The following is a 13796-nucleotide window of genomic DNA, read 5'->3' as shown; positions in this document are numbered from 1 at the left end:
GCGCCCCACCCCCGTACGCGCGGCCCGGCTACTCCTGGCGCTGCGCGTTGGCGTTGATCGCGTCGCGCAGGTGCTCGGCAAGGCCCGGCCGCATCGCGTCGTAGAACGCCTTGAACTGCGGATCGGCGACGTACATCTCGCCGAGTCCCCGGTGGATCTCCGTCGTGCAGTCGTAGAACCAGGTCGTGATGTGGAGCCGGTGCTCCTCGGCGAGGTCCATCGCGCGTTGCCCGGTGGCCGGCTCGCCGTCCTCCATCAGCGCGTCGTAGCGCTCGCCCCAGGAGGCGACCTCGGCCTTCATCCGCTGCCAGTCCTCCTTGGTGTAACGGGCGGCCCGGCGCTGCGACTCGGCGTAGGTGTCGCTGCCGCCCCAGCGGCGCTCGGCCTCCTGCGCGTAGTGCTCCGGGTCCTTGTCACCGAAGACCTCGAACCTCTCCTCGGGCGTGAGGTTGATGCCCATCTTCCGTGCCTCCATGGCTGTCTCGACGGCCGCGGCCATCCGCCGCAGTTCGGCGATCCGGTGCGACAGCAGCGCGTGCCGGCGGCGCAGACGCTCCTGCGGGTCCGCGTCCGGGTCGTCGAGCAGTGCGGCGATCTCGTCGAGCGGGAAGCCGAGCTCCCGGTAGAACAGGATCTGCTGCAGCCGGTCGAGGTCGGCGTCGTCGTAACGCCGGTGGCCCGCGTGGCTGCGCCCGCTGGGCGAGAGCAGTCCGATGCCGTCGTAGTGGTGCAGCGTGCGCACCGTGACCCCGGCATACCCGGCGACCTGTCCCACGGAGTGCTCCATGGCTCCCCGCTCCTTCCGTGTGGTCGGTACGTGTCTGAGCCTCGGCCCTGACGTGACGTGAGGTGCAAGCCCGAAATACCGCAGACGCTGACCCATTTGAGGGGTTATAGGTCTTTTGCATGGCTATGGTGAGCCGATGGCCACCGAATCCGCCGCCGGTTCCCCCGTCACCGCCGAACCGGCCCCCGCGCGCCGCCTGCTGATGCTCATCGTGCCCGCGCTGGCCGTCGGCGTGGTCTCCGCCCTCGTCCTACTCGGCGTCAGCCTGCTCGCGGAACAGTTGCAGGACGTCCTGTGGAAGACGCTGCCCGACACCCTGTCGATCGGCCGGTACTCCTCGCTGTGGATGATCGTGATGCTCACCGCGATCGGCCTGGTGACCGGACTGGCCATCCGGACGGTGCCGGGCCACGCCGGACCCGACCCGGCGACCACGGGGCTGGTCGACCCGCCGCTGCCGCCGGCCGTCCTGCCGGGACTGCTGATCGTGACGGTGCTGGCCCTGGCGGGCGGGGTCAGCCTGGGTCCGGAGAACCCGATCACCGCCGCCAACATCGCGCTGGCCTGCTGGGCGGGCCGCCGGTTCGCGCCGAGCGCCCCGGCCCAGCTGTGGCTGGCACTCGCCGCCGCGGGCACCATCGGCGCCCTCTTCGGCACCCCGGTCGCCGCCGCACTGATCCTCACCGAGACGCTCACCGCCACCCCGGGCAAGGGAGCCCTCTGGGACCGCCTCTTCGGCCCGCTCGCGGCCGGCGCCGCGGGAGCGCTCACCATGACACTGGCCGCGCACCCGAGCTTCGACCTGTCGCTGCCCGCGTACCCCGGAGCCCACTGGGGCGACCTGCTCTCCGCCGCCGTGATCGCCTGCGCGGGCGCGCTGCTCGGGCTGGCGGCGGTGTACGCCTTCCCGTACGCGCACCGCGCCTTCCGCGCCCTGCGCCACCCGGTCCTGGCCATGACGGCGGGCGGGCTGCTGCTCGGCCTGCTCGGGGCGCTGGGCGGCCACCTCACCCTGTTCAAGGGGCTGGACGAGGTAAAGGTGCTGGCCGCCGATCCGGACGGCTGGTCGGCGGGCGGGTTCGGGGGCATGGCGGTAGTGAAGACCGCGGCCCTGCTGGTCGCGGCCGCCTGCGGCTTCCGGGGCGGCCGGATCTTCCCGGCGGTGTTCTGCGGCGTCGCGCTCGGCCTGTGCGCGCACGCCCTGGTGGACGGGGTGCCGGTGGCCCTCGCGGTGACCTGCGGAGTGCTCGGCATTCTGCTCGCCATCACCCGGCAGGGCTGGCTCAGCCTGTTCACCGCCGCGGTACTGGCCTCCGACATGGCCCTGCTCCCCGTGCTGTGCGTCGCCACACTGCCGGCCTGGCTGCTGGTGACCGGTCGGCCGCTGATGCAACTGCGTGCGGACGGTACGCCGCTGCGCTGAGACGCGTGTCGCGGCGCCGCGACACGCCCTGCGGCCGGGCGGACGTCCGTACGGCGCGCCGGACGCCCCCACCATCCGTATCGTCAGGCTTTGTCCGTATCGCCGGATTCATTTCCGTCATGCCGGCGACAGCCGAGAAGGGCAGGTCCGCGATGGCGCTCCACAAGGGGTCCGCACACAGCACCGAACCGTCCGACCCACGACGCCGGCTCGCGCTCAACCCGTTCTTCGGGGAGGCCGACCCGACCGCCGGGATGGACTCCGCCCCACCCCGCCACAAGCTGCCGGACGGACCGCTGCCGCCTGCCACCGCCTACGGCCTCGTCCACGACGAGCTGATGCTCGACGGCAATTCACGGCTCAACCTCGCCACCTTCGTCACCACCTGGATGGAGCCCCAGGCCGGTGTGCTGATGGGCGAGTGCCGCGACAAGAACATGATCGACAAGGACGAGTACCCGCGCACCGCCGAACTGGAACGGCGCTGCGTGGCGATGCTCGCCGACCTCTGGAACGCTCCCGACCCCGCCACGGCCGTCGGCTGTTCGACGACCGGGTCCAGCGAGGCCTGCATGCTGGCCGCCATGGCGCTCAAGCGCCGCTGGGCGGCCAGGAACGCCGACCGCTATCCGGCGACCGCCCGGCCCAACCTGGTCATGGGCATCAACGTGCAGGTCTGCTGGGACAAGTTCTGCACGTTCTGGGAGGTCGAACCGCGCCTCGTCCCGATGGACGGCGACCGCTTCCACCTCGACCCGCAGGCCGCCGCCGACCTCTGCGACGAGAACACCATCGGGGTCGTCGGCATCCTCGGCTCCACCTTCGACGGCAGCTACGAACCCATCGCCGAACTCTGCGCCGCCCTCGACGCCCTCCAGGAGCGCACCGGCCTCGACATCCCCGTCCATGTCGACGGGGCGTCCGGCGCGATGGTGGCGCCGTTCCTGGACGAGGACCTGGTGTGGGACTTCCGCCTCCCCCGGGTCTCCTCGATCAACACCTCCGGGCACAAGTACGGCCTGGTCTACCCGGGCGTCGGCTGGGCCCTGTGGCGCTCGCCCGCCGAACTGCCCGAGGAGCTCGTCTTCCGGGTCAACTACCTCGGCGGCGACATGCCCACCTTCGCGCTGAACTTCTCCCGGCCGGGCGCCCAGGTCGTGGCGCAGTACTACACCTTCCTGAGGCTGGGCCGGGAGGGTTACCGGGCCGTACAGCAGGCGTCACGGGACGTGGCCATGGGGCTGGCGAAGAAGATCGAGGAACTGGGCGACTTCCGGCTGCTCACCCTGGGCGACCAACTGCCCGTCTTCGCGCTGACAACCAAGCCGGAGGTGACGGCGTACGACGTCTTCGACGTGTCGCGCCGGCTCCGTGAACGCGGCTGGCTGGTGCCCGCGTACACCTTCCCGGCCAACCGCGAGGACCTCTCCGTGCTCCGGATCGTGTGCCGCAACGGGTTCTCGTCCGACCTGGCGGAGCTGTTGCTGGAGGACCTGCGGCTGCTGCTGCCGGAGCTGCGCAGCCAGGACCACCCGCTGAGCTCCGAGCACGGCCCGGCGACGTCGTTCCACCACTGAGAGGCTGTCACCCGCACACTCCGGCCCCCGCCCGTGAACACCGGACGGGGGCCGGAGCCGTACGCCGCCGTCAGCGGCTGAGCCGCGCGAACCGCCGTACCGCCAGCGGGAAGAACACCGCCAGCAGCGCCAACGGCCACACGACCGCCAGCAGTCCGGCATGGCCCGCGGCCCAGGAGAGCCCGCCTCCGCCCGGGTTGCCGAACAGATCGCGCACCGCCGTGGCCGTCGCCGACATCGGGTTCCATTCGACGACCGCGCCCAGCCATCCCGGCATCGAATCCGGCACCGCGAAGACGTTCGACAGGAAGCCGACCGGCCAGACCAGGATCTGCACCGCCTGCACCATCTCCGGCCGTCCCGCCACCAGCGCCAGCAGGATGCCGAGCCACAGCATCGCGAACCGGAGCAGCAGGAGCAGCCCCAGGGCTCCCAGCGCCGCGAGCGGTCCGTGGTGCCAGCGCCAGCCGATGGCGTACCCCACCCCGGTCATGACGGCCAGCGCGGCCACCGACTGGAGCATGTCCGCGACGGCCCGGCCGACGAGTACCGCGCCGGAGGCCATCGGCATCGAGCGGAACCGGTCGACGACCCCCTTGTTGAGGTCCTGGGTGACCGCGAGCATCGTCGACTCCAGGCCGAAGGCCATGGTGAGGGCGAGCATGCCGGGCACCAGGTACTCGGTGGTGTCACCGTCGACCCCCCGGCCGCCGCCGACCAGGTAGTTGAACATCAGCAGCAGCATCACGGGGAAGACCAGCCCCACGACGACCTGCACCGGCTGCCGTGCCCAGTGCGCCAGTTCGCGCCGGGTCATGGTCCAGGAATCGACCGCCGCCCATCCCGCCCCGCTCATACCGCCACCTCCACGTCGTCCTGCCTGCTCCCCGTCAGGGACAGGAACACCTCGTCCAGCGTCGGCCGGCGCACCGCGATGTCCTCCGCCTCGATACCCGCCTCCTCCAGGACCCGTACGGTCCGCGAGAGCGTCGCCATCCGGTCCCCGGCGGGTGCGCCGATCAGGCGCCGGTCCGGGTCCGTCACCGCCCCGCCCGCGAGCAGGGCGGCCGCCCTGACCAGTTGCGCGCCGTCGCGGACGACGACGTCGATCCGGTCGCCGCCGACCCGGGCCTTCAGTTCGTCGGCCGTGCCCTCGGCGGCGACGCGCCCGCCGTCGACCAGCGAGATCCGGTCCGCGAGCTGGTCGGCCTCCTCCAGGTACTGCGTGGTCAGCAGTACGGTCGTGCCGCCGCCCACCAGGGCCCGCACCGCCGCCCACACCTCGGCCCGGCCGCGCGGGTCGAGTCCGGTCGTCGGCTCGTCGAGGAAGAGCACCTCCGGGTCCGTGATCAGCGAGGCGGCCAGGTCGAGCCGCCGCCGCATGCCGCCGCTGTACTCCGCGACCGCCTTGCGGCCGGTGTCCGCGAGACCGAACCGGTCCAGCAATTCGTCCGCCCTGGCTCCCGCCCGGCGTGCGCCCCGGTGGTACAGCCGCCCGAACATCTCCAGGTTCTGCCGGCCACCGAGCTGCTCGTCCACCGCCGCGTTCTGGCCGAGCAGCCCGATCCGGCGCCGGACCTCGCCCGGTCGCCGCCGCACGTCGTGCCCGGCCACCTCGACGCGGCCCTCGTCGTACCGCGACAGCGTCGACAGGATGCGGACCGCCGTGGTCTTCCCCGCCCCGTTGGGACCGAGCACCGCGTGGACGGTGGAGCGGGCGACCGTGAGGTCGAGGCCGTCCAGGGCGCGCTTCGTGCCGTAGCGCTTGTGCACTCCTTCAACGACGATCGCGTCGTCGGACATCGCCACACCCCCTATTAGTCAAACTTGACTAGCTCCGGAAAGGTAGCGGACCGTCCCGCATTCGTCAAACTTGATTAGTGAGCGTCCCCCGGATCGGCGACCCCGGTCGCGTACGGGTTCGCCTCGCCCTCGGCCAGCACGCCGACGAACGGCTCGCCCTCACCCGCGAAGGTGTACGCCCCGCCCTCGATGCGCTCGATCAGCCCCCGGGTCCATTCCGCGCCCGAGTCCGCCGAGTGCACCCACATGTTCATGATCTCGCCGATGTGCCCGATCGACTCGGGCCCCTCCTCGGGCGTGTAGTACTCGGTGACCGAGGTCCGCCACCGGTCGAGGCCCGCCACCCGCTCCTTGAGCAGGGCCACCGCCTCGGCCCGTTCCAGGTCGACGATCCCGCCAAGACCGGCCGACAGCACGTCCAGCCTCTGGTCGTACGAGGTCAGCGCCGCGCGCAGCAGCGTGAAGTACTCCTCGTCGCCCTGCTCGGTGATCTCGTACTCGGTGCGCGGCGGGCCGCCCACCGTGCTCGGCGCGACCTCGTGGGCGAGCAGCACGCCCTGCTTCGCCATCTGCTTCAGTGCGTGGTAGATCGACCCCGGCTTGGCGTTGGACCACTCGTGCGCGCCCCAGTACTCCAGGTCGTTGCGGATCTGATAGCCGTGTGCCCGGCCGTGCTGCCGTACGGCACAGAGGACCAGCAACCGGATCGCTGACATCCCACCCACCTCTCTACTCAACTTTGACGAGCGTAGCGGTGCGGTGATCGGGACGCGGCAGGGCTCCGGGGCCGGAGCGGGAAGCGGCTCCGGGGTCAGAGCGGGAAGTGGCTCCGGCCGTGCTGGATCGATATCCACTTCCGGGTGGTGAAGGCCTCGACCGTCGCCTCGCCGTTCAGCCGGCCGTTCCCGGAGTTCTTCTCGCCGCCGAAGGCGACCAGCGGATCGTCCTGGACGGTGGCGTCGTTGACGTGGAACATGCCGCTGTCGATCCGCTGGGCGAAGCGCACTCCGCGTTCGGCGTCGGCGGTGTGCACGGCGCCGCTGAGCCCGTAGGGGCTGTCGTCGGCGATCCGTACGGCCTCCTCCTCGCCGTCGAACTCGATCAGCAGCGCCACCGGCCCGAAGATCTCCTGGGAGAGCAGCGGCGAGCCCTCCGGGAGCCCGGTGAGCACGGTGGGCTCGACGAGGTTGCCGCGGGTGCGGCCCCGGACCGGCGCCGTGGCTCCGTCCGCGAGCGCCTGGTCGACGAGGGCGGTCAGCGCGTCGGCCTGGAAGGTGTTGATGACCGGGCCGATCTGGGTCTCCGGGTCGCGCGGGTCGCCGGCCCGGAGCGCGGCCACCCGGGCGACGAACTTCTCGGTGAACTCGGGGGCGACGGCGCGGTCCACCAGGATCCGGTTGGCGGCCATGCAGACCTGGCCCTGGTAGACGAAGCGGCTGAAGACGGCGGAGTCGACGGCGTAGTCGACGTCCGCGTCGTCGAGCACCACCAGGGCGCTGTTGCCGCTGAGTTCGAGAATGGTGCGCTTGAAGAGCGCGCCCGCCGTCGCGGCGACGTGACGGCCCACGCGGTCCGACCCGGCGAACGAGATCACCTTGGGGACGGGGTGGGTGATGAACGCGTCGCCTATCTCGGCTATGTCGGTGACGACGACGTTGAGCAGCCCGGCCGGCAGCCCGGCCCGCTCGAAGATCCGGGCGATCAGCCCGCCGCCGGTCACCGGCGCGTTCTGGTTGGGCTTGACGACGACCGCGTTGCCGAGCGCCAGGGCCGGTGCGACCGACTTCATCGTCACCAGGAAAGGGAAGTTGAAGGGGCTGATGACGCCGATGACGCCGACCGGGAGCCGGTAGAGGCGGTTCTCCTTGCCGTCCACCGGGGAAGGCAGGATCCGGCCCTCGGGGTGCAGCGCCTGATGGGCTGCCTCGCGCAGGAAGTCCTGGGCGGCGCTCAGCTCGTACAGCGCCTTCGCCCGGGTGCCGCCCAGTTCGTCGATGACCGCCTCGACGATGTCGTCCGCCAACTCCTCGGTGATCCGCGCGGCCCGCTCCAGAACGTCCCGGCGTTCGTACGGACTTGTGGCGGCCCACTCCCGCTGGGCGCGCTCGGCGGCGCGGTAGGCGGCATCGACCTCGTCCGCGGTGGCGACGGTGATCGCGGCGAGCTTGTCCCCGTTGTAGGGATTGAAATCGATGATGTCCCACGAGCCGGTGCCGGTGCGCCATTCACCGTCGATGTACTGGGCAGCCAGCTCGTGGAAGAAGGACATGCGATCCCTTACTGCAGGTGCAGACTCCTGTCGGTACGTCATCGTACTGAAATATCAGGAGAGTTGGAGGAGCCCACGGAGCAGATCACGGCTCTCCTCCGGCCCCGGGCTCTCGTCGTGGAGCCGGACCATCGCCTTTTCGTACTGGGCGACTTCTTCGGCCTTGTCCAGATAGAGCGCACTTGTCAGCTGCTCCAAATAGACAATGTCCGACAGATCGGATTCCGGGAATCGCAGCATCGTAAAGGAACCGCTCTCACCCGCGTGCCCGCCGAAACTGAAAGGCATCACCTGGAGCGTGATGTTGGGCCGTTCCGACATTTCGATCAGATGGCGCAATTGGGTGCGCATCACTTCCCGCCCGCCGTACGGGCGGCGCAGCGCGGCCTCATCCAGTACGGCGTGGAAGCGGGGGGCCCGTTCGGAGACGAGGGCCTTCTGGCGTTCCAGCCGGAGCGCGACCCGGCGGTCGATCTCGGCGGCGGGAGCACCTCGCATACCCCGCGAGACGACCGCGTGCGCGTAGTCCTCGGTCTGCAACAGACCATGGACGAACTGGACTTCATAGATCCGGATGAGTGAGGCGGCGCCTTCCAGGCCGATGTACGTCTGGAACCAGCCGGGCAGCACATCCCCGTAACTGTGCCACCAGCCCGCCACGTTGGCCTCACGCGCCAGGCCGAGCAGGGAGTCGCGCTCCGCCTCGTCCGTGACTCCGTAGAGCGTGAGCAGGTCCTCGACGTCCCTGGCCTTGAAGCTCACCCGTCCCAACTCCATGCGGCTGATCTTCGATTCGGAAGCCCGGATGGAGTAGCCGGCCGCCTCGCGCGTGATGCCGCGTGAGTCCCGCAGCCGCCTCAGCTGCGAGCCCAGCAGGATGCGCCGCACCACGGATCCACTCGACTCGCCTGCCGCCACCGGTCCAACCCTCCCCATCGCTTCCTTGACATCGGGGTCCCCCCGAACCCCAAGTGCCGGATTCTGCCATCAAAACGCTTCAGCCCGTACTCATTCGATTACGGAAATGAGAAGACTTCCCGAAGGTCCCGAAACTCCACCCAGGAAGAAATGAGCAAGAACCGGCACGGTATCGGACAGGTCCGGCGCGTGCACGTGCATCTGCCCTTGCATCTGCCCTGCGCATTCGGAACCATGGGCCTCGCGCACCTGCGTGCTCGTTCGTGTTGTGCCGCTGTACCCGCGTACCCGCAGTACCGATACAGCCGCGATTCCTGGGAGTGCCTCGCATGGGGACGAATGGATCGACGATGCTCGAGCCGTTACGGCAGGGGCTTCCCCCCATCGACCCCTCCACCGTCTCCGGATCAGCCACCTGCACCCTGCCCGCCCGCTACGAAGCGGTCGGCGGAGCACGGCAGTTCACCCGGTCGACCCTGAGCGGCTGGGGCCTGAACGAGCGCTTCGACGACGTCGCCCTGGTCGTGTCCGAGCTGGTCACCAACGCCCTGCGGCACGCCCTACCCACCGACGCGCCGCGCGAGCCCCAGGACCCGCCGGTCCGCCTGCACCTGATGCGGTGGACCTCGCGGCTGGTGTGCGCGGTGCGTGATCCCAGCCAGGCGAGCCCCGTCGCGTCCGAGGCCGAGGACTCCGCGGAGTCGGGCCGCGGGCTCTTCCTGGTGGACTCCTTCAGCGACTGCTGGGGCTGGCACCCTTCACCCGTATGGGCGACGGGAAGCACCGTCACCGGACCGGCGCCGCGCGGAAAGGTCGTCTGGGCACTCTTCCGGCTGTCCGAACCGGCCTGACGCCGGAGCAGGTACGACGGACGGGCGAAAGTGCGGCGGGCAGAGGGCGCTCAGACCTCCGCCGCACAGAAAGCGCTCACGCCTCCGCTATGAGGTGGTCGAACTCTCCGTCCTTCACGCCGAGCAGCAGTGCCTCTATCTCCGCGGGCGTATAGACGAGCGCCGGCCCGTCGGGGTGCCGCGAATTGCGCATCGCCACATCGCCGCCGGGCAGCTTCGCGAACTCCACGCAGGATCCCTGGGAGTTGCTGTGCCTGCTCTTCTGCCAGACGACTCCGCGAAGCTCTGTGGCCGCCATGCCGTTGTACACGTGGTGCACAGGACGCTCCCCGAGTTGCAAAGTGCAAGTGTCAACTGTCTCGGATCATAGCTGTGTTCAATTTCTGGTGCATGAGCGGATGCATGCGCAGATGCACGTGCACGCGGGGTGTTCCCTCGGTTACAGCTCTCTGCAGAAGAAAGACGAACGAGAGAGCTGTTCGGCTCCCGATTCGGGGAGTTGACCGCTCCGCCCCGATGGTGACCGGCTGGTAGCTTGGACGGTCATTCGTCTACCAGGGGGAATTCAGCATGCACAAACGCGTACGTACCGGCGCCGTCCTCGCCACCGGACTGCTGACCGCTCTCGCCCTGACCGGGTGCGGCAGCGACGGCGACAAGGAGAGCGCGGACAAGGGTTCCGGTTCCACCACCACCCCCGCACCCGACGGCGGTGCCGGCGACGACGCCACCTCGGGAACCGAGGGCGCCACCGGCGGCCTCAAGGCGCTGGAGGGCGCCTGGGCCGGACAGACCGGCGGCAAGGCCGTGGTGCTGTCCGTCGCATCCGGGAAGGCCGTGGTCGTCGCCGACTCCCACGTCTGCTCGGGTACCGCCAAGGACACGGGCAAGCCGATGCTGTCGCTGACGTGCGCCGACGGCAACACCGACCGGACCACGGGAGCCATCGAGTCCAACGACGGCAAGACCGTCGTCGTCTCGTGGGACGGCGGCACCAAGGACACGCTCGCCAAGACCGACGCCGACTCGCTGGAGGGCCTGCCCGACCTCCCGACCCCCTGATCCGGGCGCGGGACCGGGCCCTGACCGCCACTCAGTCACGGGAGGCGGCACCAGACCGGGCCCTGACCGCCACTCAGTCACGGGAGGCAGCACGGGAGCTCGACGAGCCGCTCTCCAGGCCCTCGGAGAACTCCTCCAGGGCTTCGAGCAGGAGGTCGGCCCCGTTCCGTACGACCGGGTCCGACCCTTCTTCGCGCAGCCGGTCCTCCTCGTCCCATCGCGCGAGCGCCTCCCGCACCGCCGACCAGTCGGGCACCCGCCGCTCCCGGACCGCCTTGGCCCCCTGCTCGGTGGCCCGGCGCAGCGCGTCGGCGAGCGGAGCGGCCGCCGGTACGGGAGTGGCGCCGCCTTCCGGAAGGTGCGCCTCCATCAGCATCGCGACCCGGCCGAGCTGGGCCAGCGCGTGCTGGGTGTCGTCGGCCGCGGCGTGCGAGAGGCCGCGGTGGCGCACCGGTTCGTGCTGGGCGGTGGCCACCGCCTCCTGCCAGGCGACCCGGGCGTTCCGGGTGGCGAGCAGGGCCTGGCGGACGTCGTCATGGCCGCGGTCGGCCGGGTCCGCGTACTGGTCGACGACCGCGGCGGCGTACCGGCCGTCCTCCTTCAGCCAGTCGCCGAGCCGGCCGCGCAGCCGCGGGGTCTCCCAGGCCGGGTAGACGGCGTACGAGATCATCGCCAGGACACCGCCGAGCAGGGTCAGCAGGACCCGTTCGAGCACGGTCTGCGAGAGGTCGTCGCCCGCCATGCCGAGCAGGAAGACCACATACGCGGCGACGCAGGCCTGGCCGACGGCGTAGCCGGTGCGCATCAGCAGGTACATCAGCAGGGCGCAGACCACGGCGAGCACGGCCGACAGCCCGGCGCGGGGGTGGGCCGCCTGGACGATCGCGCTGGCGACGAAGACACCGACGACGGTGCCGCCGAAGCGCGCCACGGACCGTTCGTACGTCCGGGAGAACTCCGGCCGCATGACCATGACGGCCGCCATCGGCACCCAGTAGCCGTGGCCGTACGGCAGCGCCAGGCCGAGCAGGTAGCCGGCCGCGGCGACGACGGAGATCCGGATCGCGTGCCGCAGGATCGGTGAGCCGGGGTGCAGTTCGCGGCGCATCGACGCGATCACGACCGGGATCAGCCGCAGCAGGGTGGGCCGCCGGTGGTGCTCGGCGGTGCCCCGGCGGCCCCGCCCGGCCTCGATGGCGTCGGCCGCCTCCGCGGCCCCGGCCCGCTCCTCCTTCGTACCGTCGCCCTCGGCGGCCTCGATGACGTCGGAGAGCAGGGCGGCCAGCCGGTCGGCGGCGCGGAGCGGGGGGCCGGTGAGCAGCGCGCCGGTGTCGGGGGTCTTGAGCGCGGCGACGGCGGGGGCGGGCAGGCGCACCGGGTCGCCGTGGCGGATGGCCCGGGCGGCCGCGTCGAGCAGGGAGGCTGCGGCGGCGAGGAGTTCGCGGACGCGGTCGCGCTCGGGGCCCTCGGCCGGGACGCCCATAGCCGGGTCCGCGAGTGAGGCGAGGACGGGCCTGATCCGCTCGGCGGCGCCGCGCGAACCGTGCAGTTCGGCGGGGCGGCGCCGGGCCTGGCGGGCGGTGACGGCGGCGGCTCTGCGGGCCTCCATCAGGGGGGCCGGGTCGAAGTGGGCGACCGGGTCGTGACGCAGTCTGCGGGCGTAGTCGGCCTCGGCGGCCAGCGCGTCGGCCAGGGCGTCGCGCTGGGCGCCCCATCTGCGGACGGGGAACATCACGATGAGCGCCGCCTGGACGACCCCGCCGAAGGTGATCATCAGGGCGTGCAGGGCCGCCTCGGCGACGGAGGTGGGCAGCGTGACCGTCACCAGCATGATCGCGACGTTGGACGCGGCGATGATGCCGCCCGTCGGGCCCGCCGCCCAGGCCAGCCCGGCCAGGAAGGTCCACAGCACCAGCAGGACCATGAAGAGCGGGAGATGGGAGCCGGTGACGTAGCCGAGGAACGTCGACATGCCGAGGCTGAAGCCGGAGACCAGGGCGAGTACCGGCCGGGGCCGCCAGCTGCGCTGGAAGGTGGCGATCGCCGCCTGGTAGGCGCCGAACGCGGAGCTGGCGGCGACCACGGGTCCGAAGAGCGCGAGGCTCACCCCGATCACCAGGGCGAGACCCGCCGCGCCGCGGATGGCGATCAGCGGTTCGAGACGCGTCCTCTCGATCGTCAGCCCCGAGCGGGCGGTCTCCCTCAGCGCCCGGAGCCAGCTCATGCCCAGAGCCTAACCGGATTTTCCGGTATGCCCGAGTTGTCGGGTGTGCTTGTCTGCTTCGCGGGCCGGGCCCGGACGCTCCCGAGGGCGGGGCCGCCGCCCTCAGCCGGAGATCTCCGGGGTGTTCCCGCCCACCCGGGCACGGTCCGCCGCGGCCGTCCCGTGGGTCCAGCCGTCCAGGTCCGTGGCGCCGCGGACCCGGGTGGTCGTGGTCTCGGGGAACATCTTCTCGGCGGCGCCGGTGACCGCCACGTCCCGGGCGGCCAGGACCGGCAGCAGCCCGGCACCGGGGGCCGGTGCGCCGGGGACCGCGCCCTCGGCTTCGGCCTCGGCGGTGGCACGGGCGGTGCCGTCGGCCAGCCGGGCACCCAGCCGCTGCGCGTAGGCCATCAGGAAGGACTGCCGGAAGGTCTTGGTCCGTTTGCGGCCGCCGGCCCGCTGGCCCGCTTCGGCCCGGGTCATCGCCGCCGTGCCCTGCACCAGCAGCGAGGTGTGGAGCAGTTCCACGGCCTCCAGGTCCGGCTCGAAACCGACCACCGTCGAGAAGCCGAGATCGCTGTTCCACACGGCCCGGCAGCGGTTCGCCGAGGCGACGGCGTCGAGCAGGATCGCCTTGGCCGTCTCGTACGGGGCGTCCACCCCGATCCGGCAGGCGCCGGGCACACTGCCGCTGTGCGTACGGGCCGCCAGCAGGGCCTCGTCGATGCTGTGCCGGGCCATGAGCTCCTGCGCCTTGGTGGTGAGCGCCTCCGCCTCCTCGGGAAAGCCCGTCGCCTCGGCCTTGGCCAGCAGGGCCCGGATCCGGGTCAGCATGCGCGGTTCGTCGTGCGCGGGCGGCAGGTGCAGGGCGTCGCGCAACGCGCCGGGCGGCGGCCCGACGGG

13 protein-coding genes are annotated in these 13796 nt (G+C 71.3%); 4 read left to right on the top strand and 9 right to left on the bottom strand.

Going from position 1 to position 13796, the window contains the following annotated elements:
• Positions 1–28: 28 nt before the first annotated feature.
• Entirely contained in the window at positions 29–787 is a 759-nt protein-coding gene (locus EAO72_RS28285; RefSeq protein ID WP_148019989.1) for a MerR family transcriptional regulator, read from the bottom strand.
• A 136-nt stretch (positions 788–923) separates the two neighbouring features.
• On the opposite strand from EAO72_RS28285, the gene EAO72_RS28280 reads away from it, so the two are divergent.
• Entirely contained in the window at positions 924–2210 is a 1287-nt protein-coding gene (locus EAO72_RS28280; RefSeq protein ID WP_148019988.1) for an ion channel protein, read from the top strand.
• 152 nt (positions 2211–2362) lie between these two features.
• Positions 2363–3787: a glutamate decarboxylase gene (locus tag EAO72_RS28275; protein ID WP_148022086.1), complete on the top strand. Its 1425-nt coding sequence runs from the start codon at positions 2363–2365 to the stop codon at positions 3785–3787.
• Positions 3788–3857: 70 nt separating this feature from the next.
• Here the strand turns inward: EAO72_RS28275 and EAO72_RS28270 are convergent, their stop codons facing one another.
• The 5 genes from EAO72_RS28270 to EAO72_RS28250 form a co-directional block, all read right to left on the bottom strand.
• On the bottom strand, positions 3858–4643 hold the full coding sequence (locus EAO72_RS28270) for an ABC transporter permease (RefSeq protein ID WP_148019987.1): 786 nt from the start codon (positions 4641–4643) through the stop codon (positions 3858–3860).
• Entirely contained in the window at positions 4640–5590 is a 951-nt protein-coding gene (locus tag EAO72_RS28265; RefSeq protein ID WP_315986316.1) for an ATP-binding cassette domain-containing protein, read from the bottom strand. Before EAO72_RS28265 ends, EAO72_RS28270 begins: the two co-directional genes overlap by 4 nt.
• A gap of 74 nt (positions 5591–5664) precedes the next feature.
• Positions 5665–6306: a PadR family transcriptional regulator gene (locus EAO72_RS28260; protein WP_148019985.1), complete on the bottom strand. Its 642-nt coding sequence runs from the start codon at positions 6304–6306 to the stop codon at positions 5665–5667.
• 95 nt (positions 6307–6401) lie between these two features.
• A complete protein-coding gene (locus tag EAO72_RS28255; RefSeq protein ID WP_148019984.1) occupies positions 6402–7859 on the bottom strand; it encodes an aldehyde dehydrogenase family protein in 1458 nt (485 codons plus the stop codon).
• Between the two features lie 54 nt (positions 7860–7913).
• Positions 7914–8795, bottom strand: coding sequence for a helix-turn-helix domain-containing protein (locus EAO72_RS28250; RefSeq protein WP_148019983.1), 882 nt, complete (start codon positions 8793–8795; stop codon positions 7914–7916).
• Between the two features lie 332 nt (positions 8796–9127).
• Between EAO72_RS28250 and EAO72_RS28245 the strand changes: the two genes are divergently transcribed.
• A complete protein-coding gene (locus EAO72_RS28245; RefSeq protein WP_148019982.1) occupies positions 9128–9628 on the top strand; it encodes an ATP-binding protein in 501 nt (166 codons plus the stop codon).
• A 76-nt stretch (positions 9629–9704) separates the two neighbouring features.
• On the opposite strand, the gene EAO72_RS28240 is transcribed toward EAO72_RS28245, so the two are convergent.
• A complete protein-coding gene (locus EAO72_RS28240) occupies positions 9705–9947 on the bottom strand; it encodes a DUF397 domain-containing protein (protein WP_148019981.1) in 243 nt (80 codons plus the stop codon).
• 251 nt (positions 9948–10198) lie between these two features.
• On the opposite strand from EAO72_RS28240, the gene EAO72_RS28235 reads away from it, so the two are divergent.
• The gene (locus tag EAO72_RS28235) at positions 10199–10690 is read left to right on the top strand and encodes a hypothetical protein (RefSeq protein ID WP_148019980.1); all 492 of its coding nucleotides are present in this window, start codon (positions 10199–10201) and stop codon (positions 10688–10690) included.
• Positions 10691–10763: 73 nt separating this feature from the next.
• Here EAO72_RS28235 and EAO72_RS28230 read toward each other — a convergent pair whose 3' ends face one another.
• A complete protein-coding gene (locus EAO72_RS28230; RefSeq protein ID WP_148019979.1) occupies positions 10764–12914 on the bottom strand; it encodes an FUSC family protein in 2151 nt (716 codons plus the stop codon).
• A 102-nt stretch (positions 12915–13016) separates the two neighbouring features.
• Positions 13017–13796 (bottom strand): DUF2786 domain-containing protein (locus tag EAO72_RS28225; protein ID WP_148022085.1); only part of this gene is annotated, 780 nt, incomplete at its 5' end.

Origin of the sequence: Streptomyces sp. OR43, from assembly GCF_008042275.1 — a bacterium.
GTDB lineage: Bacteria > Actinomycetota > Actinomycetes > Streptomycetales > Streptomycetaceae > Streptomyces.
This window is presented reverse-complemented; position numbering and strand designations above follow the sequence as displayed.